The organism is Nonomuraea muscovyensis (assembly GCF_014207745.1).
GTDB classification, from domain to species: Bacteria; Actinomycetota; Actinomycetes; order Streptosporangiales; family Streptosporangiaceae; genus Nonomuraea; species Nonomuraea muscovyensis.
In genome coordinates this window covers 405765-423898 of record NZ_JACHJB010000003.1, presented here as the reverse complement: position 1 = coordinate 423898, position 18134 = coordinate 405765, and the positions used below count along the sequence as shown (strand labels likewise).

Sequence of the window (18134 nt, the reverse complement as noted above, 5' to 3'; positions counted from 1 at the left end):
CGGTGCGTGCGGGTCATGCCGCCAGGAGCGGTCCGGTGCCCGCACATCATCCGGGCGACGTCAGCGGGCTTGTGGGCCCCCAGACATCGCAGATCCGGTTGGCCAGGACATGGACGAGGTTCACCGTGAGGATCGCAGGGGCGATCACCGCCACGAACCCGGGGAAGTCCCGTTCGAAGCTCAGAGCGAGGATCACAGCGGTGATCCCGTTCTGCTGGGCCAGCCCCAGGTGGATACGATCCGCCACCGGCAGCCCGTGGGTGAGCACCAGCGCGGCGAGCATCTGGGCGGCGAACGCGGTCAACCCGAGGAGCACACCCATCATCAAATTCGTGCCGTCGACCAGCAGGAGTCCCATCATGAACGCCGACACGACGAACGCCCCCGTCACCACCCGCGCGAGCCACCGCGGGTCGGGCATCCGCAGGTACAGTCCGGCCGTGGCCAGGCCGAGCATGAGAGAGCTCCACGCCGCGGAGACCACCGCCACACCCGCGGCGAGGTAGCTGAGCAGCGGCGGCGCCTTGCTGATCACTCGCCACACTCCGTAGGCGACGGCCGCGAAGAGCGCGTTCAGTCCCAGATCCGCCAGGTAGCCCACCGTCAGGCCACCCTCGGGGGGCCTGACGAATGACACGGCGTAGAAGGCCAGCAGGACCGTCACCGGGTCGTCGAAGGACGACCATGCGCCGAGGATCGTCCTGGCGCGGTCCGACAGCCGGCCGTCGGCCATGACCGAGGCCACGGAGAGCGGGTCGATCTGCGCCATGGTGACCGCCAGGATCACCGCGCGGGGATCTCCGGAGACGTGGTAGACCACGCCCGCGATGAACGTCGCCTTCAGCAGCACCCCGACGGTCACCGCGAGCAGGATCAGCCGGGTGTGCTGCCGGGCCTCGGACCGGTCGATGCCGTGCGTGCTGCCGTACAGCCCCACCGCCAGTAGCAGGCTGCTGAGCAGCAGGTAGGTGCCGGAGTACTCCAGCCCGGAGATGTGCCCCACGTCCGCGGCGAGCCAGCCGAGGCCGACGACGAGGATCAGGAACCCGATTCGGACCACTGCTCACCTCCCGGCAGGGGACGCAGATGCCCTTTCGATTTCGGGGCCTTCTCGCGCTGGTTGATCGGAGGCAGTGTGAAGTGCCCACGGATGATGTCCACGAGTTGGGCCATCTTGTCGTCGGCCACGTCGACTTTGCGTTGGTCCAGCGTCACGCCGAGGAGATAGCGGCCGGAATCGATCCAGTAGAAGTAGAGGGCACCGCGTTCCACGTCGAGCACGGTCCTGATCAGAACCCCGCTCTCGATCTCGGTGAACTGCCGGTCGAGCCGCGTGTTCAGCCACTGCAGCTGCTTGCCGGCCCGCAGGTACAGCTCTCTGCGCTGCTCCTGCGTGGTGTCATGGAAGAAATGGGCCAGATCGGCGTCATCGAGGACGTCGGCGTAGAACCGGCACCGCTCGCTGGTGAAGTAGCCGACGAAGTGCAGGTCGTTCTGGTCGAGCATCGCCACGCACACGTCGAGCGCCTTCTCCAGCGACGCGCCCTCGCCGGGCACGGTCCTGATCAGGATCTCCGACTCGCCGATGACCTTCCGCTTGGTGGCCGTCGGCGCCGGCCCGTACGGGGAGACAAGGTGCGGCAGGTAGAGCCCCTTGCCGTACAGAAGCATCAGGTAGACACCCGTCGCCACGGTGAACGCGCTCACCCCGGCGGTGGTGAGGCCGAGCAACTCCGCCCTGAGACCGCCCTGCCACCAGACCGGGCCGAAGGCGGCGACGAACCCCAGGACACCTTCGGCCACCGCGGTCATGGTCATCGCCGCGACGAGGAGGACCGGCAGGCGAGCCCGGATCCGGCCGAGGACCAGGGCCAGCGCCGCCAGCGCGGTGATCACGCCGATGACGGTGATCGCACGGGAGACGCTGTAGTCCTCCCGCTCGATGTACCAGGAGATCATCTCCAGAATGATGGGTAACAGCACGAGGGACGCGATGACTACGGCGAACCTGCCATAACGGTCGCTATCCACACACACCCTTTCGATGAGACGAACACCAGGCTCCAGCACCATAAACGATCACGTCAATGCCCCCTGAGGGCACTATGTGTATTCGGCGGAGGCCCACGTATCCGCCGGCATCACCCTCGGCACCCCCGTATGACGCCCGCGCGACCAGCGAGGCAGCCGCCCCTCCTGGAGCACTCACCGCAGCTCCTACATGGGGGTGCTGTGCTGGGCAGCCCATCTGTCCCAGCCGTTTCCTGAACCCACCGTTGCCGGATGTCGCCCCCGGGCCCTGATGACATCACGCAGCCAGACTGGAGCTGGCGTCGATCAGCATGACGGGTGGCGGCGGCGCCGTCGCCAGGGCGCAGTCGTCCCCCGGCACCCGTGGCGCCCGAAGCCGGGGCGGGAGAGGCCCAGCAGGACGCTCAGGGCGTATGCCGCGACAGGCGCACAGGGCCAATTCGACTGCGGGTGTCGCCCGCACCCAAAGCATGAGTTCTTCGTGTTTACGCGCCAGGACGACTTTGCATGAAAGGGTCTCGCGGCAAGGTTGAGCCGCGGATACGCTCGCGGGATCATGGTCGTCATGCCAGGGTTCATCGATCCAACGACCGGGTTGCGGAAGTCGTTTCTAGCAGCGGTGGCTGAGTTTCGGGCCGACCGTGACTACCCGGCTCCTTGGTTCGTCGACGACGTCGATCCGCAAGCTCTGGCAGACGCATGGAACTTCGAGGCATATGTCGCGCGTGTGCTCGGCGAGCGGACCCAAACGGGCGTACGAAGCGGTTTCGTGCCGATGACCACGCTGTGGTGGGTCGACGGCGAGCAATTTCTGGGCAGACTGGCCATCCGTCATCGGCTCACCCCGGCGTTGATGGAGATCGGTGGTCATATCGGTTATGACGTGCGCCCCAGCGCACGTCGTCAGGGGCACGCGACGGCGATGCTCGCGGCGGCGCTGCCGATCGCGCGATTGTTGGGCATCTCTCGGGCGCTGGTGATGTGTGACCGGACGAATACCGCTTCCCAGCGGGTTATCGAAGCCAACGGTGGCGAGCTTCTCGACATCACCGCGCAGAAGCGTCGCTACTGGGTGCCCACGACGGAAGGGGACACGGGTCTCAGGTAGCCGCTGGGCATGAGGCGTAGCTGCACTGCTGGCTGCACGCCCACGACGTTCCCAGAGCCGCTCCCCGTATCGCGGCGTACGCCAATGGATGAGTTCTTCGCGGGTCGCAGGAACGCCAGGACCATGCGCGGGCGGATGACCGAGGTACACGCCGCATCGACGACGGCACCTGAAAGAGGTTCTCGTCGGACGACCCAGCGGTCAAAAGATCCAGTTCGAGTCGTTCCGGACCGTTCACCGCAGGTCAACGCCTGTGTGCGGTCCATGCTGAACGGCGCCGGCCCGCCTCGCGGGCTCTCTTGATCACGTCATGCATGGTGCATGACCATGGAAGGCATGCCGAGTCCCCCGCAGGACCACAGCAGCGACCCACAGCGACCGGCGACGGCGACGGGAAGACGGCGTTGGCGGCGCTCGGCGCTGATCGCAGTACCGTTCGTCTTGCTGTTCGTGCTGGTCATGGCGCCTCAGTGGACCCACGATCGCCAGCTCGACGGCCTCGTCGGCCGCGTTCTGAGCCATCCCCTCCCATCGGAGACCCGGTTCTCCGACGACGAGGTGGACGCGTCAGTGGCCCTGCGAGGCAACAGCAACCACTGCGACTACCGTGTCAGGTTCAACCTGCAGACGAAGCGGTCAGTGGACGAGGTCGTACGTCACTACGAGGCCGCGAGAATCGGCATCGCAGGGGGAGGTGTTTCTGTCGTCGTCTGGACACCTTCGAAAAACCCATCCAATACTCTGACTTTTGATGACAAGTTGATCATTGTTGAGCTGCAGGACAACTTCCACGACCCGAGCTGGGATCTTCGCTGCCATTGATCGTGGATGAACCGCCTCCCCTCACGGACTCGCTGTGCGCAGGTGGCGCGACCGGCGTCAAAGGGTCCGCGATGCTCGCCCAGAAGGCGGCGAAGTCTGGCAGCTGGCGAAAGAGCCGGCCACGGCTGCGACCGCAGGCGCCCCACCTGTGCGCCACTCCCCGGAGCGAGGGAGCCGCATCCCTCCTGCGGGGGAGCACCCCGGACCGCGAACCAGAGAAGCTGGCAACCATGAGCACCACATCCGCGGCCTCCCCACCTGCATTGTCCGCACCCCCGAGTCGGCTCACCATCTGGGCCGGCCGCACCATGATCCTGATCGCCGTGGCGCACACCGCCGCGTTCGCCAGCCTCGCACCCTGGTCCAGTTGGCTGGCCGGGGACCTGCGCAACCGCGCCGCGGACAGCGACTCGGTGGCGACGTTCTGGGCGCTGCCCGGTGGGTTCGTCGTGGTGCTGGTGCTGCTGGGGCTACTGGTGGCGCGAGCGGGACGGCAGGGACAACACGTTCCCGGGTATGTCGGCGGGGCGCTCCTCGCCTGGGGAGCACTGGCCGTCAGCCTGATCGGGCCGAGCGGTTTCCTTCTCACAGCCATCCCTGCCGGGCTGCTCATTACGGCGAACATCGCCGCCAGGCGACACCCCCGCGGTCGTTCCTGAGCAAGTCACGTCGCCCGAAACCCCGGCAGAGGGCGGCGAGGTCTGGGTGACCACCAGGCTCAGCGATGGCGAAGCGGAGCTGTCCGTGGCCAACACCGGCCCGGTCGTGCCCGCGTACGACCTGGAAGCGATCTTCGAGCCATTCCGCCGCCTGCGGACCGACCGGGTGCGCTCCGACCGCGGCACCGGGCTGGGCCTGTCCATCGTGCGCGCCACGGCCCAAGCCCACAAGGGCACGGTGCTGGCCGAACCGCGCGAGGAAGGCGGACTGACGGTGACCGTGCGCCTGCCCCCATCGGCCTCGTCGCCCCCGCTGTGACGCTGTTGCCGACATGCTCGACGGCGCCCGCTACCTGCGGGACGTGGCCGGGGCCGAGGATCGGCTGTGCCGCTGGTGGCGTACCACTCGTGCGCGGACAACGAGGCGCGGAAGCTGTTCCACGTCCTGGCGGCCGAGTTCGACACCGAGCGGCCCGACCTAGCGTGGGCGCGGGCGTACTGCGACATGACCACCGACCCTGATGGCCGGCACCTGGACGTCCGGGACCGGCTGGCCGAGATCCACTCCCGCTACGGCCGCGAGCACCTCGTCTCCCGTTCGATCACCGCGGCGACGCCGTGCATCCTCGCCGCGGTCGAGGCTGTGACGACTGCCTTGGAGCGTCGGCGTCAGCCGGTCTTGCCGCCCAGCAGGAACACTCTCGGGAAGCCGCGCGTCGTGTCCTGATCCCCAGGGAAGATCAGGCGGGCGGTCTCGATGATGTCCCGCTCGCGGAGCATGGCGGAGATCATGTCGGTGGACCACCGGTAGGCCAGCGAGACGGCGTGGTCGTACGGCTCGGCCAATTGCGACGGGTCGTCGGTCGCCGAGAAGGAGAGCAGCACGTGCCCGCCGGGCGCGAGGACGCGGGTGAACTCGTCGAACAGCTCGTGCACCCGCTCGGGCGGGGTGTGGATGATCGAGTAGTGGCTGAAGACGCCACCGACGCCGGCGTCCGCCAGGTCCAGCGCGAACATGGAGCCGACCTCGAACCGGAGGCCGGGATGCTCCTGGCGGGCCTGTTCGATCATCCCCGGCGACAGGTCGATCCCGAACACGGGGAGCCCCCGCGCCTGGAGGTAGGCCGTGTAGTGTCCCGGACCGCACCCCAGGTCGGCGATCGGCCCGGCGCCCGTCGCCTTCACCAGGTCGGCGAAGGTGTCGATGAGGGCTCGGTCCAGCGGCTGGTCCGCGAGAAAATCGCGGAACAGCTCGCTGTACTCGGCCGCCCTCGCGGTGTAGGCGTCGCGGGTCGTTTCGAGGAAGCCGGCTGCGGTCATAGTGGATCAAAATAGCCGACCCGGGATGGGGTTCAGCCGATGTGCGGCAGGCCGGTGCCGGAGAGGTAGTGCTCGATGCGCAGCCGCATCGAGGTGGCCATGGGCAGGGACAGGACCTCGTTGCGGGGCACCCATCTGACCTCGCGGGACTCCGTGCTCGAAGTGGGCGTGCCGGAGGTGGGGCGGGCGGTGAGGTGCAGCACGGGGGCGTTTCCGGCGCGGGTGCCGTACATGCGGGTGTTGATCAGATACTCGTCGTCGGCGCGGTAGATCGAGTTGTACAGGATCGTGTCGTGCAGCCTGAGCTCGACGTTCTCCACGCCCGTGATCGGACGGTAGAGGACCAGGGCGCTGCGGATCTGCGCGGCCATGCCGTCGCCGACCTGGACAGCCCCGTCCCGCTCACCTGTTCACCGCTCTCCGCAGGACTCAACGCGGACCCGTCGGGGGACGTCGTCGAGCAGCTGCCGATGGAGCAAGTGCGCCTCACGCGCCACCTCATCAACAATCGAGCTTGACCTCCGTCGACCATGGCGAGGGAAAGATCATCGCGGGAAGGGGCGGCAGAAGCCGGAGAGGGTTGTAGGAAGCTGCTGTCGGAGATCAACAAAGGCCCTCCAGGATCACCCTGAAGGGCCTTTGAACTGCAGAGCCGACGAGGGGAATCGAACCCCTGACCTTCTGTTTACAAGGTCCCCAAACGATGTCCACGACTGTTCAGGATCGTTCGCAGCGCTGGTTGCCAGGACGCTAGGCGTTCAGCGTCGTCCGGCTGAGTTCATGATCGTCCGCACGGGTGGCTCCCAAGGTGGCTCCCCGAAGCTGTCACTCGCGGCCCAGGATGGGGAATCGCTCCTCAACAGCAACAAGCGCGTCCACGAGCGGCGGGATGTCTGTCTGGTCCAAGCCTTCGATCACGAAGTCAAGAGTGTTCCTCATCCCGGGATCATCAGCCAAAGTCCCGGAGATGGACAGAGAACCGGTGGGATGGCATTCGGCGGTGAGCTCTATCCAATGCTCCATGGAGGACAGGGTGGCGCTTCCTTTGACCTCTGCGTAGACGCGTTCCAAGGCCACTCGGAAGTCGCGGAGCTCATCGACCCGAAGGCCCGCGTTGATTCTGGCCGTGAACCCACCGACCCGCACATGGATGGGAGAGGTCAGCCAGTTTCCATCCCAGAAGTCGGTAGAGCCAGGGTGCATACGACTGCGAACCTGGATGAGTACATGATCGGACTCCCTGCCTCGGCCGACGACAATCTCCGCAGGATTCATGCGATCATCCCCTCCGAGAAACATCCGGGCCTTTCGACAGAACACCTTGCGTTCCGGCTCATCACCAGCCCCTCCCATGCGGATGCGGCGCGTACGACCTGACTGCTCGCCTCAGCGATCAGGCCGCATGTCTGCAATTACGGGCCTGCGCATCGCAGCCGGCTGGCGTATGGCTCCGTTTGGAGACGGACCGCGACTACGTTGCTCGGTGAGCCGTGCTGAGGAACGAAGCACGGATCGTCGATCGCCCCCAGCAATCTACGGCGACCGACCACGCAGTGGCGATCGTAGGGCTGCATCTGTGCGGCGGCGTGGCAACCCCGGTCGGTGCGTTCGGTCAGTACGGCGGGGCTGGCGTGCGGTGCCCGGCCCGGTGTCCCGCCGCCGTCCGGGACCGGCCCCCAGGCCGCACGCCCGGACGGCGGGCGGGCGGAGGGCCGGGGGTACGGCGGCGCGCCGCGCCGCCGCTTGATCACCTATGAGAACAATTCGGCAAGTCCCTCGGGCACTATGAGCCCTGGCCCCCGAGCAGATGTGTGTTGGCGGCACGCGCGGCATCGGCAAGTTCCGGGAGTGTGATGACCGTGACGCCTGCGGCGGTCAGGGCTTCGGTGCCGTTGGCGTCGATGACGAAGGTCGGCGGTTCTTTCCAGGCTGTGACTACGCGGGGGATGCCTGCGCCGAGGATGAGTTGTGTGCAGGTTCTCGGGCGTGATCGGCGTTGGGTGCAGGGCTCCAGGGAGCTGTAGATGGTGGCTGTCTTGAGGCGGGAGTCGTCTGCAGAGACCTTGGCTAGAGCTGACTCCTCCGCGTGGACGTGGTCGTCCGTCTCACGCGAGTAGCCGCGGCTGATCTCGTTGCCGTGCTCGTCGACGATGACCGCGCCGACTGAGAAAGCCGTTTGCGATGGTGGGCACTGGTGGGAGAGGTCGATCGCGGTGAGCAGCCATCGGCGGTCTTGTTCGGTGCTGGTGCCGGTCATGAGGTCTTACTACCCGAGGATTCTTTCGGCAGATAGCGCAGGAGCACGACATCGTCCACAGCCCGTACTTCGGCAAGTGCCATGCGGTGGCCGGAACCTCCTGGGAAGTCGCCGGGGTTGACGAAGCGGGGCGCGTTGCCGTCGCCGACGAAGATGGGGGCGATGGCGAGGTGGATCTCGTCCGCCAGCCCTTGCGTGAGGAACTGGGTGTGGATGGTGCCGCCGCCCTCCACCATGAGCTGGCGGATACCGCGCTGGCCGAGGTCGTCGAGCATGCGGCCGAGGTCCACGGTGGGGCCGAGGCTGACCACGCGGGCGAGGTCGCCCAGGGCTTCGCGGAGCTTTGTCGCGGCGGAGTCGGGACAGTAGACGATCTTCTCGCCGCCGTGGTGCCAGAACTTCAGGTCGGGGTCGAGGTCTCCGCTGTTGGTGATGGTGACCTTGAGCGGGTACGGGGGAAGGCCCCGGGCGGCACGTTCGGCTCGGCGGGATTCGGAGTTGACTAGGAGGCGAGGGTTGTCACGCCGCATGGTGGTTGCGCCGATGAGGATGGCGTCGCTCTCGGCCCGGACCTGGTCCACGCGGTCGAAGTCCTGGACGTTGGACAGCAGGAGCCGTTCGGGTGTCGTGTCGTCGATGTAGCCGTCCACGGACATGGCGCAGCTCAGCAGGACGTAGGGGCGCATGGGACCTTCCGGAGGAGGAGAACCGATCAAGTCGTGATCATGCTTGCTTCACCACGGTACTCCTCAAGGCCGTGTGGAGCTCGGCGACCAGAGGCGTGCTGCGCCATTGATAGAGCTGCTTGTCCAGCTTGAGGAGTTCGTTCATGATGCGGGCGGATCCGGTCTCCTCCGCGATGTAGAGGGCGGACATGGCGACGCCTGCGGCTTGTTCGGGTTCTTCGGCGCCGGCGTGTGCGAGGGCCTGACGGGACAGGTAAACGCCACGGTCGCGCCGGAAGGAGTGGGGGACGGCGGTGATCGCTTGCTGGAAGCCTTCGACGGCTTCGTCGAACCGGCCGAGTGCGGCGTTGCTGCGGGCTCGTTGTGCCTGAACGTACGGCTCGTCCAGCCACACGGCCCATGGAGAGCCGGGGTCCTCGGCGATGTCGAGGAGTAGTTCGTGAGCGCGGTCCAGCTCGCTTCTGGCTGCGTCGTCGTCGCGGTAGAGGGCGTGGCCGTATCCGGCATAGGTGGGCGCGAGCGCCTGGAGACGACTGCCTGGGCGAGCGAGGTTACCGGCTGCCTCGGCCATGTCGATGGCGGTGACCGCGTCTCCGATGTCGCCGGCGAGCTGGCTCTTGCGCGCCATGATGTACGCGGTCATGTCTCGGTCGGCGACGGCATGTGAGAGTTCGAGAGCGCGGTCTGTCCAGTACTGGGCGGTGCGGAAGTCGCCGGCGTCGTGGTAGAGCCACCCGCAGAACTCGCTGTACTCGGCCTGGAGTCTGACAAGCTGGTGTCGATCAGCGCCGCGCGTCTCCTGGCGGAGTTGCTGGATGGCGGTGATCTGCTGTTGAACCGCGGGGATCGCGTTCAACGGCCCCAAGAGGTTGTCATTGTCGATCAAGACCTGTCGTACCTGATACAGGTGCTCGATCGGGTTGGCGTCGCCAATGGTCGAGACCAGGCGTCGGGCGGACGGAATATGAGGCGTTCGACTCTGTGACGGCGTGATTCCCGCAAGGCCGATGCCCAGCCCCTGAAGGAATGTGCGACGGGATACAGACAAGAAGACGATCCTCCCATCGGGCGCGCGACCCGGCACGACAAGGGTCTCCTCGTCGGCCGTTGATGGCAATTGTAGCTCTAGCTCCCGTTTGTCCCGAAGGTGTGAGAAATTGGGGCCAGACTGCCACAAAGGGAAATCGTGGGCGGATTGTGCGGAGGTCGTTTCGTCGGCGGCCTCGTCAGCGGGAACGATCCTGACGCGACTGCGCCTTATCGGAACGAACCCCAAGTCCTCCGGGTTCAGGCGCGTGATTTCCGCCAGCGCCAGCCGGTACTCCTCGCGCGGCCAGGAGACCTCTCCCGCCTCCCAGCGCCGGATGCGTTCCTCGTCGCACGTCAGCGAGTGCTTCACGCCCGACTCGCTGAGATTGACCATTTTCGCCATTTCGGCCCGGGTCAAACCGGCCCTCTGGCGCCAGTCGCGAAGGCGGACATTAGCTCCCGATTTGGGCATATCCGACCTTCTTTCTAGTGGGCGACTGGAAAGGGGCTATGAGGGGGCCTTCTTGGGGGGTCCCCTCATTCTGCTTTGCCGGTGGACTTGCCATCAATCAACAACGTAAGTGAATCGGACTCCCGCCGCAGGGAGTACCGGACGACTCGCGAGGAGATGGCGACGGTGACCCGGCCAGACGAGAACAGCGAGGCAAGGCCCTGCCGTGCGTGTCGGGGACGCGGTTACAAGCTCAAGAGCTCGCGCCGCTCTCTCCTGATCGACGCCGACGGGGAGGAGGCGGAACGGAATGAGGAGCGCAAGTGTCTCGACTGCCTCGGCGACGGCCAGGGCGAAGGGAGCGGGAGATGAACTCGGTCATGCTGGCGGCCGTGGCCGGCCTCGGGCAGCAGGACGAGGCGAACGCCTTGATCCGGCTGCGTGACCGGCTCGCGAGCCGCGGTGTCAACGCCGAACTGCGCGACAACAACAGCGCACTGATGGTGCACCGGCCAGAGCCGGGGCTGCCGGTGTGGGTGTTCGTCGGGTACGGCGGGGCCTACTACTCCTGGCAGAACGCCGAAAGGCGTCACCCGGTGGATGACGTGGAGGGGGCAGCGGACGTCTTGGCGGAGTGTGTCGCCAAGTAGCAGGCGGCGCGGCGGGGAGGTGGCGGCTCCCGTTTCTGGAGGGGGACGGGTGGATCTTCCCCTTCCTCGTCGCGCCTCATCTGCCCGGCGGGCGGTCGAGTCCACGCCCAAGGAGGGATGCCCCCGTACCCTCCGTCGACCGTCTGTCGGGCTTTCTTCCCCTCTGCGTTCTCTGGAGGGCGTGGACAGACGGCGCTCGACCAGGATACGCTAAACTTGGTAAAACAACCTGTCGGGTGTTGGACGGTCAAAATGTCGCTTGAGTCCGTGCCGCCGAAGTATGCGCAGCTTGTGCAGGCCCTTCAACGGCGTATCGAATCGGGAACCTACCCGCCCGGCTCCATGCTCCCCAGCGAGCACCAGCTCATCCAAGAGTTCAGCGTCTCCCGGCCCACCGTCGTGGCAGCGCTGCGGGTGCTGCGCGAACAGGGCTGGATCGAGTCCCAGCAGGGCAAGGGCCGCTTCGTGCGCGGCCGACCCGCCATGGCGACGGTGGAGTCCAACCGCCCCGGACAGGCATACCTGACCAGCCCGGAGACCGACGCCCCTGGTGAGCTGATCGAGGCCGGCGCAGTGGCGCTGCCCAACCGGATGGCGGCGCTGCTGGACGCGCGGCCCCACAGTAAGGCGTTCCTGCGTCGGCGGCTGCTCGCGCGCGAAGGCGAGCCGAGCGAACTCGTTTCGCTGTGGCTGCCGCTGGAACTGTCGGAGGGCACCGACCTGACCAGCGGCGAGCCATTGCCGCAGGGCATCCGGCAGCATCTCCAGTCGCGCAAGGGCATCCGTTTCGATCACATCGTGGAGCAGATCACCGCCCGTATGCCCACCGCCCAGGAGGCCAAGCAACTCGGCATGCCGAAGAACGTGCCGCTGCTGGCCGTCTTCGGTGCCGTCCGGGATGCCTCTGGCCGGCCGTTGGTGGCGGTGGAAGTGCTGCTTCCGGCGGATCGTCACGAGTTGGAAGACGCCTACCCGGTCAGCTGACCCTAGTGACAACAAAGATCAGCAAGGCCAGTGAGATCAGCCCGTAGATCAGTGCAGCCACTCGCCTCCTCCAGATCAGCGAAAGCAGGCATGCAAGAGGCGGGACCCCGAGGCCGAGAAACACCATGGCGTCACCTGCCACTTGGGAGAGTTCCTTGTTCTTGGCCGGTGCGCCGATGAGGGCGAAGCCGTAGCTGAACCAGATCACCCCGAGAACGGGCGTGCCCACAAGCCACAGCATCGTCAGCGACAGAAGTGCCCCGTCACCTTTGGCGTGCGGACGCTCTGGCTCCTTGATCGGATCCGTCACGACAGTCTGACGACGAGGACGACAATCGAGTTCGACGGCTGGCCTGTCCGAGCCAGGTCCGTTATGGGCGATGGATACATGATCGCGTCTGGTTGAGTTGCGGGATCGGCATGTGATCTGGCTGGTGGAGTAGCTGGGATTCCAGCTTTCATGCGAAGGCACTTGACCTGGCAAGTTTGAGCAGCCTACTCTCGGAGCATCACTTGATAAGACAAGTGACAGTCATTCAAGAAAGGAGAGCCGTCATGGCTCTGCAAGGTCCCATCCCCGTCACCTTCGCCATGGTCTTCCCGCACGGCTGCTACGTCGTCGGCGAGGTCGAGCCCGTCAAGGACTTCGACGCCTCCGCCGGCGGCCGGTTCGTGCAGGCCCGCGACAAGCAGACCGGTGAGCTGGTCTGGCAGGTCGCGGTCATGGACGGTGACCCAACCCTCAAGCCCGCCCAGAAGACGGTCGCGGTCAAGATCCTGGCCCCGGTGCAGCCGGTCCCACCCGCGCCCATGCCGGGACTGCCGTTCACACCGGTCGAGTTCGACGGCCTCACGGTCACGCCGTACGTCAACGCCGCCGGCCGTCTCGCCTACTCGATCAAGGTCCGCGAGATGCACGCACCCCGCACCACCGCCCCGACCACGCAGACCGCGAGCAAGGCTCCGGCCGGAAAGGATGCCGCCTGATGACCCGTCGCCGTACCCCGCGCGTGAGCGTGATCCGGCTGACCACCGGACACACCGCCCGCACCCTGCACCACCCCTACAGCCGGGAACCGATGCTGACGCTCGACTTCGGCGCCACCTCGCTCCTGATCACCACCGCCGGTCCGGCGACCAACAGGGATGTGGAGTTCGCCCGCCAGCTCGCCCGCGAGGCCACCCGCTTCGCCCGCACCCTGGAGCGCACTTTCCACGCCCTGCCCCACGATCAGCGGACGGCTGCATGACCATGCGTCCCTACACCTACCTCACCTTGTCGATGACGCCGGACTCAGCCCCGCGGCTGGCCGTGTCCTTCCACACGGCCGACCTGCGGGTCCACGCAGGGGTGCTCGACAAGCCGCGGCCGTACCTGGAGTTCGCCACGCCCGAGGCGGTCGTGTCGATCTCCACCAGCGGCGCCGGGCCGGTCACCGACGCCGACCTGAACACCGCCCGCGACATCTTCAACGCCGCCGCTCGCTACCTGGCCGACTGCGAGCGTCTGCACTCCGAGCAGTCGGCCCCCGGCAAGGCCACCGACCAGACGGCGGCCTGACAGGCAAGGGCGGGGCCGCCAGAAGCGCCAACTTCCGGCGGCCCCCGATCTTCTCCCTGATCTCACTCACGAGAGGTTCCAAGCTTATGTTCAAGCGGCTGCCTGGTGACGAGGCGCGCAACCTCGTCACCACCACGCCCGACACGGCCGTCGTCTTCCGCCCGGCCGTCGTCACCACACCCGCCATCATCACCATCGTCATCTACACCTGGCGGCTGCTCGCCGGGCTCGTCCGCGCGATCTGGCGGCACCCCGTCGCGGTCACCACCGCGAGCACCCCCGCCACTCTCGCCCTGCTGTACGACTGGCAGACCGCGCTGCTCCTCAGCACGCCCGTCCCTGCCGGCCTGGCCGCTTGGGCGCTGACCGACCGAGCGAGCTTCGCCCGCTGGGTGGGTTACCGGCTGCTGGCCTGGTGGCGGCTCGTCTGGGTCTACCGGCGTCACTGGCACCCCGTCATGACCGTCTCCGGCCTCGGCCGGCACCTGAGAGGCCGCGACTACCTGCCTCGGCTCGACAAGGTCACCTGCACCTCCTGGGCCGACACCGTCACCGTCCGCATGCTCGACGGACAAGCCCTCAAGGACTGGACGGACCGCACCGACCACCTCGCCCACGGCTTCGGCGCCCCCTCCTGCCGCGTCACCGTCGCCAGAGCCGGCCGGCTCACCCTCACCTTCCCCCGACGCGACCCCCTGGCCACCCCCTTGCCAGCACTCCCGATCCCAGCGGCACCCACCATGGGGCCGATCGAGATCGGCAAACAGGAGGACGGCCAGCCGTGGCAGCTCAAGGTGCACGGCACTCACGTCCTGGTCGCGGGCGCCACCGGGGCCGGCAAGGGCTCGATCATCTGGTCCACCATCCGCGCCCTCCTCCCGGCCGTGCGGGCGGGCCTGGTGGAAGTGTGGGCGCTCGATCCCAAGCTGATGGAACTGTCCTTCGGCCGCCCCCTGTTCGGCGACCGGTACGCCGCCACACCCCAGGAGTGCGCCGACCTGCTCGACCAGGCCGTCACGGTCATGCAGTCCCGCGCGGCCCGGTTCGCCGGCCTCCAGCGCTCCCACACCGCGACCGTGGAGGACCCGTTCGTCCTGGTGGTCGTCGACGAGGTGGCGTTCCTGACCGCCTACCAGGCCGACCGGCAACTCAAGCAGCGCATCTCCGCCGCGCTGGCCACGCTCACCACCCAAGGGCGAGCGGTCGGCATCGGCGTCATGGCCGCCCTCCAGGACCCACGCAAGGAGGTCATGAACATCCGCAACCTGTTCCCCGACAAGATCGCCCTCCGCCTGGACGAGTCCGAGCAGGTGGACATGGTCCTCGGCGACGGCGCACGCGACCGGGGAGCCCTGGCCGACCACATCTCACCCGTCCCCGAACTCGGCGCCGGTGTCGGCTATGTCCGGCTGGAGACCTCGCCCGACCCGATCCGGGTCCGCGCCGCCTACGTCTCCGACGACGACATCCGCGACATGGCCGGCGGTCACGAACCCGGCCACCACATGCCCGCCGACGGCGGGAGGGCTGCATGACCGATCGCTCCCTACCCCGCGCCATCCGGCAGGCCATGCCACAGGCCCGCGAAGTGGCCGTGGAAGTCGCCAAACAGTACGGCGTCTGCATCCGCCCCGTCCCGCTCAAGCGGCTCGACGTCCACACCGGCCGCTGGGAAGTCGTGGACGTCCCGTGCGGGGCCACCCTCGACGCCAAGTGCCCGTCGTGCGCCAAGCGCAACCGGCAGCTCCGCATGGCACAGTGCCGTGAAGGCTGGCACCTCGACCACGAACCGGCCATCACCCCCGACGAGCCCACCGACGAACAGCGGTGGCTGGTCAAGTTCCGCGCCGACCTCCAGGCCCGCCGCGACCAGGCCGTATCGCTCGGTGAGGACACCGCCGACTGGGACGCCGCCATCGAGGGTGTTGACGCCGAGATCCACGAGGCGGGCATGCGCGGCAACGTGCTCGGCCATACCGTGCCGAAGCGCACCCGCTCGACCAGGCGGCGGCAGGACGCGCCGAACCTGCCCAAGCGCCGGATGGCGCCGACCACGCTCGGACGGACGTTCACCAGCTCGGACGGCAAGGTCTACCGACCCTCCCTCTTCGTCACGCTCACGCTGCCCTCCTACGGCAAGGTGCACGACGGCGTCCCGGTCGATCCGGAGAGCTACGACTACAGGCGCGCGGCTCGCGACGCGCTGCACTTCTCCAAGCTCGTGGACCGGTTCGTGCAGAACCTCCGCCGGGTCGCTGGCTATGACGTGCAGTACTTCGCCACCGTGGAGCCACAGAAGCGACTCGCCCCGCACCTGCACATGGCCATCCGCGGCACCCTCCCCAGGGCGGAGGTCAAGCAGATCGCGGCGGCCACCTACCACCAGGTGTGGTGGCCACCGGCCGACACGGTGCGCTTCGACGGCGACCACCTGCCTGTCTGGCAGGACGGGGCCGGCTACCTCGACCCGGCAACCGGCGAGGTCCTGCCCACCTGGCACGAAGCGCTCGACCAGCTTGACACCGACCACGACGCCCAACCCCTGCACGTGATCCGCTTCGGCGACCAGATCGACGTCAAGGGCGTCCTCGCCGGCACCTCGGACGCCGACCAATGCATCCGCTACCTGTCCAAGTACCTCACCAAGAGCCTCGCCGACAGCCTCGACACCGACAACCCCGCCCAGCGACAGCACGCCGCCCGGATGGTCGAGGCGCTGCGGTTCGAACCCTGCTCCCCGAGGTGCCCGAACTGGCTGCGCTACGGCGTACAACCCAAGGACGCCAAACCCGGCATGCTCCCCGGCCACTGCCGGAGCAAGGCCCACAAGCCCGACCACCTCGGGTACGCCGGGCGTCGCGTCCTGGTCTCCCGCAAGTGGTCCAACAAGACCCTCGCCGAACACCGGCAGGACCGCCGCACCTGGGTCCTGGAAGCCCTCGGCCAACCCGGCGAACCCGCCGACCCACACCGCTACATCTGGAAGCCGCTCCCCGCCGGAGATGCCAACGTGCCACCGCTCGCCATGCGCCTCCTCCGCTCGGTCGCCGAACGCCAACGCTGGCGCGCCCACATGGCGCAGCTACGAGCCGAAGCAGACGGCCAAGATCTCTCGGCAACTGAGGGGAGGGTGGCATGAGCGCTGGGATCAGCCCTGTTCTTCTCCGGCCAGAAGAAGCCGCAGAGTGCCTCGGCATCGGACGGACCAAGATCTACGAACTGATCCGCTCGGGTGCCCTCCGCTTCGTCCGCATCGGCACCCTTCGCCGAGTCCCGGCATCCGCACTCACCGAGTTCGTCGCCCATCTTGAGGAGGAAGCAGCATGAGCACCAAGAAGCGCGGCCAGAACGAGGACTCGATCTACAAGGATGGCGACCGCTGGCGCGGTGCTGTCTCCCTCGGTTACGGACCGGACGGGAAGCGCCTCCGTAAGAAGGTCTCCGGCAAGACCCGCGCCGAAGTGGTCGAGAAGATCCGCAAGCTCAAGGAGACCCTGGCCAAGGGCGCTCCGGTTCCGGATGACCGGATGACGGTCGGCGCGTTCCTCGATCGCTGGCTACAGCACCTACCAGGCCACATCTCGGACGGGACCTTGGACGACTACGAGGACACCGTGCGCCTGCACCTCAAGCCCGGACTCGGCCGTCACAGGCTGACGAAGCTCACCGTAGCCCAGGTAGATGCCCTGTGGCAGGCCAAGCGCACGGCTGGCTACAAGGCGAACAGCATCCGCAACATGCGCGCCGTACTACGGAAAGCCCTGGGCCAGGCAGAACGGGAAGGCTTGGTCGTGCGAAACGTCGCGGCGCTGTCGATGCCTCCACGCGTGCCCGTCGAGGAAGGCCGGACGCTGACCGTTGAGGAAGGCAAGATGCTTCTCGGCACAGCCGCCGATCATCGCATGGGTGTCCTCATCCTCCTGGCCCTCGTCTTCGGCCTGCGTCGTGGCGAAGCACTCGGCCTGATGTGGAACGCTTTCGACCCGGACGCTCGTACCCTCCGCGTCACCCACTCCGTCAAGCGGCTCAAGAATCGCGACCCGAACGCCACGGCCAAGACCCGAATCGTGATCAGTGAACTCAAGACCAAGCGTTCACGCCGTGTTCTCTGCCTCACCCCTGAGCTGGTCGAGGCGATCAGGCGCCATAAGGCCGCCCACAACCATGAACGCCTCAAGGCAGGCGAGAACTGGATGGAGCACGGTCTGATGTTCCCTACGGCTTTCGGCAACCCGTCCGACCCGGACACCTTCTCGCACCTGTTCTCCCGGCTGGCAAGGAAAGCCGGGCTCGGTCACTGGCATCCGCACGAGCTGCGCCACTCCGGCGCGTCGCTCATGCTCGCTCAGGGCACCCCGCTGCACGTCGTGTCCGAAGTCCTCGGCCACGCCAGCATCTCGATCACGAAGGACGTCTACGGCCACCTGCTGGAGGGCGACCGGCGCGCGGCCACGGAGGCCATCTCCAGCGCTCTCCTGGGCAAACAGGCCCCGGTGGCTCCCAAGGTGGCTCCCGAAGACGCCGAAGACACCGGTTGAAGATGGGAAAGCAGAAGGCCCCTGACGGCATCATGCCT

The 18134-nt window shown here is 67.2% G+C and carries 23 protein-coding genes; 14 read left to right on the top strand and 9 right to left on the bottom strand.

All coding sequences use genetic code 11. The annotated features are described in order from the left end of the window. Positions 1 to 46: 46 nt before the first annotated feature. Positions 47 to 1060 (bottom strand): hypothetical protein, encoded by a 1014-nt coding sequence (locus tag FHU36_RS33710; RefSeq protein ID WP_185088128.1) that lies wholly within the window; start codon positions 1058 to 1060, stop codon positions 47 to 49. Next, complete coding sequence (locus tag FHU36_RS33705; RefSeq protein ID WP_185088127.1) at positions 1039 to 1959, bottom strand: hypothetical protein; 921 nt, start codon at positions 1957 to 1959, stop codon at positions 1039 to 1041. The genes FHU36_RS33710 and FHU36_RS33705 overlap by 22 nt, the downstream gene beginning before the upstream one ends. A 637-nt stretch (positions 1960 to 2596) precedes the next feature. On the opposite strand from FHU36_RS33705, the gene FHU36_RS33700 reads away from it, so the two are divergent. The 5 genes from FHU36_RS33700 (at position 2597) to FHU36_RS33680 (ending at position 5347) form a co-directional block, all read left to right on the top strand. After that, positions 2597 to 3139, top strand: coding sequence for a GNAT family N-acetyltransferase (locus tag FHU36_RS33700; RefSeq protein WP_185088126.1), 543 nt, complete (start codon positions 2597 to 2599; stop codon positions 3137 to 3139). 327 nt (positions 3140 to 3466) lie between these two features. Then, entirely contained in the window at positions 3467 to 3961 is a 495-nt protein-coding gene (locus FHU36_RS33695) for a hypothetical protein (RefSeq protein WP_185088125.1), read from the top strand. Positions 3962 to 4191: 230 nt separating this feature from the next. Further along, complete coding sequence (locus FHU36_RS33690; RefSeq protein WP_221497074.1) at positions 4192 to 4620, top strand: DUF6463 family protein; 429 nt, start codon at positions 4192 to 4194, stop codon at positions 4618 to 4620. After that, positions 4559 to 4939: a sensor histidine kinase gene (locus tag FHU36_RS45960; protein ID WP_185088878.1), complete on the top strand. Its 381-nt coding sequence runs from the start codon at positions 4559 to 4561 to the stop codon at positions 4937 to 4939. Before FHU36_RS33690 ends, FHU36_RS45960 begins: the two co-directional genes overlap by 62 nt. A gap of 66 nt (positions 4940 to 5005) precedes the next feature. After that, positions 5006 to 5347, top strand: a complete 342-nt coding sequence (locus tag FHU36_RS33680) for a hypothetical protein (RefSeq protein ID WP_185088124.1) — start codon at positions 5006 to 5008, stop codon at positions 5345 to 5347. Here FHU36_RS33680 and FHU36_RS33675 read toward each other — a convergent pair. From FHU36_RS33675 to FHU36_RS33650, 6 genes are all read right to left on the bottom strand, one after another. Further along, on the bottom strand, positions 5290 to 5940 hold the full coding sequence (locus tag FHU36_RS33675) for a class I SAM-dependent methyltransferase (RefSeq protein WP_185088123.1): 651 nt from the start codon (positions 5938 to 5940) through the stop codon (positions 5290 to 5292). The genes FHU36_RS33680 and FHU36_RS33675 overlap by 58 nt on opposite strands. Positions 5941 to 5972: 32 nt before the next feature. Next, complete coding sequence (locus FHU36_RS33670) at positions 5973 to 6311, bottom strand: NUDIX hydrolase (RefSeq protein ID WP_185088122.1); 339 nt, start codon at positions 6309 to 6311, stop codon at positions 5973 to 5975. Positions 6312 to 6765: 454 nt separating this feature from the next. Next, entirely contained in the window at positions 6766 to 7215 is a 450-nt protein-coding gene (locus FHU36_RS33665) for a WapI family immunity protein (protein WP_185088121.1), read from the bottom strand. A gap of 508 nt (positions 7216 to 7723) precedes the next feature. Continuing rightward, positions 7724 to 8197, bottom strand: a complete 474-nt coding sequence (locus FHU36_RS33660; RefSeq protein WP_185088120.1) for a cytidine/deoxycytidylate deaminase family protein — start codon at positions 8195 to 8197, stop codon at positions 7724 to 7726. Then, positions 8194 to 8883, bottom strand: a complete 690-nt coding sequence (locus tag FHU36_RS33655; RefSeq protein WP_185088119.1) for a RibD family protein — start codon at positions 8881 to 8883, stop codon at positions 8194 to 8196. Before FHU36_RS33655 ends, FHU36_RS33660 begins: the two co-directional genes overlap by 4 nt. 37 nt (positions 8884 to 8920) lie before the next feature. Then, entirely contained in the window at positions 8921 to 10306 is a 1386-nt protein-coding gene (locus FHU36_RS33650) for an NsdA family TPR-like regulatory protein (RefSeq protein ID WP_246503036.1), read from the bottom strand. A gap of 425 nt (positions 10307 to 10731) precedes the next feature. Here FHU36_RS33650 and FHU36_RS33645 point away from each other — a divergent pair, with 425 nt between their 5' ends. Then, positions 10732 to 11013: a hypothetical protein gene (locus FHU36_RS33645; RefSeq protein WP_185088117.1), complete on the top strand. Its 282-nt coding sequence runs from the start codon at positions 10732 to 10734 to the stop codon at positions 11011 to 11013. A gap of 252 nt (positions 11014 to 11265) precedes the next feature. Next, positions 11266 to 11997, top strand: coding sequence for a GntR family transcriptional regulator (locus FHU36_RS33640; RefSeq protein ID WP_185088116.1), 732 nt, complete (start codon positions 11266 to 11268; stop codon positions 11995 to 11997). Here FHU36_RS33640 and FHU36_RS33635 read toward each other — a convergent pair. Then, positions 11990 to 12307, bottom strand: a complete 318-nt coding sequence (locus FHU36_RS33635) for a hypothetical protein (protein ID WP_185088115.1) — start codon at positions 12305 to 12307, stop codon at positions 11990 to 11992. The two genes, FHU36_RS33640 and FHU36_RS33635, sit on opposite strands and share 8 nt — an antisense overlap. Positions 12308 to 12552: 245 nt before the next feature. Between FHU36_RS33635 and FHU36_RS33630 the strand changes: the two genes are divergently transcribed. From FHU36_RS33630 to FHU36_RS33600, 7 genes are all read left to right on the top strand, one after another. Further along, a complete protein-coding gene (locus tag FHU36_RS33630; RefSeq protein WP_185088114.1) occupies positions 12553 to 12984 on the top strand; it encodes a plasmid replication, integration and excision activator in 432 nt (143 codons plus the stop codon). Then, positions 12984 to 13247: a hypothetical protein gene (locus tag FHU36_RS33625; protein WP_185088113.1), complete on the top strand. Its 264-nt coding sequence runs from the start codon at positions 12984 to 12986 to the stop codon at positions 13245 to 13247. The genes FHU36_RS33630 and FHU36_RS33625 overlap by 1 nt, the downstream gene beginning before the upstream one ends. Further along, the gene (locus FHU36_RS33620) at positions 13244 to 13558 is read left to right on the top strand and encodes a hypothetical protein (protein WP_185088112.1); all 315 of its coding nucleotides are present in this window, start codon (positions 13244 to 13246) and stop codon (positions 13556 to 13558) included. The genes FHU36_RS33625 and FHU36_RS33620 overlap by 4 nt, the downstream gene beginning before the upstream one ends. A gap of 86 nt (positions 13559 to 13644) precedes the next feature. Next, a complete protein-coding gene (locus FHU36_RS33615) occupies positions 13645 to 15093 on the top strand; it encodes an FtsK/SpoIIIE domain-containing protein (protein ID WP_185088111.1) in 1449 nt (482 codons plus the stop codon). Beyond that, complete coding sequence (locus FHU36_RS33610) at positions 15090 to 16697, top strand: replication initiator (protein WP_185088110.1); 1608 nt, start codon at positions 15090 to 15092, stop codon at positions 16695 to 16697. The genes FHU36_RS33615 and FHU36_RS33610 overlap by 4 nt, the downstream gene beginning before the upstream one ends. After that, positions 16694 to 16885 carry a helix-turn-helix domain-containing protein gene (locus FHU36_RS33605; protein ID WP_185088109.1) on the top strand — a complete coding sequence of 64 codons (192 nt, stop codon included), beginning with the start codon at positions 16694 to 16696 and terminating at the stop codon, positions 16883 to 16885. Before FHU36_RS33610 ends, FHU36_RS33605 begins: the two co-directional genes overlap by 4 nt. After that, positions 16882 to 18096, top strand: coding sequence for a tyrosine-type recombinase/integrase (locus tag FHU36_RS33600; RefSeq protein ID WP_185088108.1), 1215 nt, complete (start codon positions 16882 to 16884; stop codon positions 18094 to 18096). Before FHU36_RS33605 ends, FHU36_RS33600 begins: the two co-directional genes overlap by 4 nt. Positions 18097 to 18134: the final 38 nt, after the last annotated feature.

Coding starts and splice junctions, on each gene's coding strand:
- FHU36_RS33655 (WP_185088119.1), bottom strand. CDS start 8,883: ATGCGCCCCTACGTCCTGCTGAGCTGCGCCATGTCCGTGGACGGCTAC.
- FHU36_RS33705 (WP_185088127.1), bottom strand. CDS start 1,959: ATGATCTCCTGGTACATCGAGCGGGAGGACTACAGCGTCTCCCGTGCG.
- FHU36_RS33620 (WP_185088112.1), top strand. CDS start 13,244: ATGACCATGCGTCCCTACACCTACCTCACCTTGTCGATGACGCCGGAC.
- FHU36_RS33670 (WP_185088122.1), bottom strand. CDS start 6,311: ATGGCCGCGCAGATCCGCAGCGCCCTGGTCCTCTACCGTCCGATCACG.
- FHU36_RS33610 (WP_185088110.1), top strand. CDS start 15,090: ATGACCGATCGCTCCCTACCCCGCGCCATCCGGCAGGCCATGCCACAG.
- FHU36_RS33675 (WP_185088123.1), bottom strand. CDS start 5,940: ATGACCGCAGCCGGCTTCCTCGAAACGACCCGCGACGCCTACACCGCG.
- FHU36_RS33625 (WP_185088113.1), top strand. CDS start 12,984: ATGACCCGTCGCCGTACCCCGCGCGTGAGCGTGATCCGGCTGACCACC.
- FHU36_RS33650 (WP_246503036.1), bottom strand. CDS start 10,306: ATGGTCAATCTCAGCGAGTCGGGCGTGAAGCACTCGCTGACGTGCGAC.
- FHU36_RS33640 (WP_185088116.1), top strand. CDS start 11,266: ATGTCGCTTGAGTCCGTGCCGCCGAAGTATGCGCAGCTTGTGCAGGCC.
- FHU36_RS33660 (WP_185088120.1), bottom strand. CDS start 8,197: ATGACCGGCACCAGCACCGAACAAGACCGCCGATGGCTGCTCACCGCG.
- FHU36_RS33700 (WP_185088126.1), top strand. CDS start 2,597: ATGCCAGGGTTCATCGATCCAACGACCGGGTTGCGGAAGTCGTTTCTA.
- FHU36_RS33645 (WP_185088117.1), top strand. CDS start 10,732: ATGAACTCGGTCATGCTGGCGGCCGTGGCCGGCCTCGGGCAGCAGGAC.
- FHU36_RS33630 (WP_185088114.1), top strand. CDS start 12,553: ATGGCTCTGCAAGGTCCCATCCCCGTCACCTTCGCCATGGTCTTCCCG.
- FHU36_RS33690 (WP_221497074.1), top strand. CDS start 4,192: ATGAGCACCACATCCGCGGCCTCCCCACCTGCATTGTCCGCACCCCCG.
- FHU36_RS33665 (WP_185088121.1), bottom strand. CDS start 7,215: ATGAATCCTGCGGAGATTGTCGTCGGCCGAGGCAGGGAGTCCGATCAT.
- FHU36_RS33605 (WP_185088109.1), top strand. CDS start 16,694: ATGAGCGCTGGGATCAGCCCTGTTCTTCTCCGGCCAGAAGAAGCCGCA.
- FHU36_RS33615 (WP_185088111.1), top strand. CDS start 13,645: ATGTTCAAGCGGCTGCCTGGTGACGAGGCGCGCAACCTCGTCACCACC.
- FHU36_RS33695 (WP_185088125.1), top strand. CDS start 3,467: ATGGAAGGCATGCCGAGTCCCCCGCAGGACCACAGCAGCGACCCACAG.
- FHU36_RS33600 (WP_185088108.1), top strand. CDS start 16,882: ATGAGCACCAAGAAGCGCGGCCAGAACGAGGACTCGATCTACAAGGAT.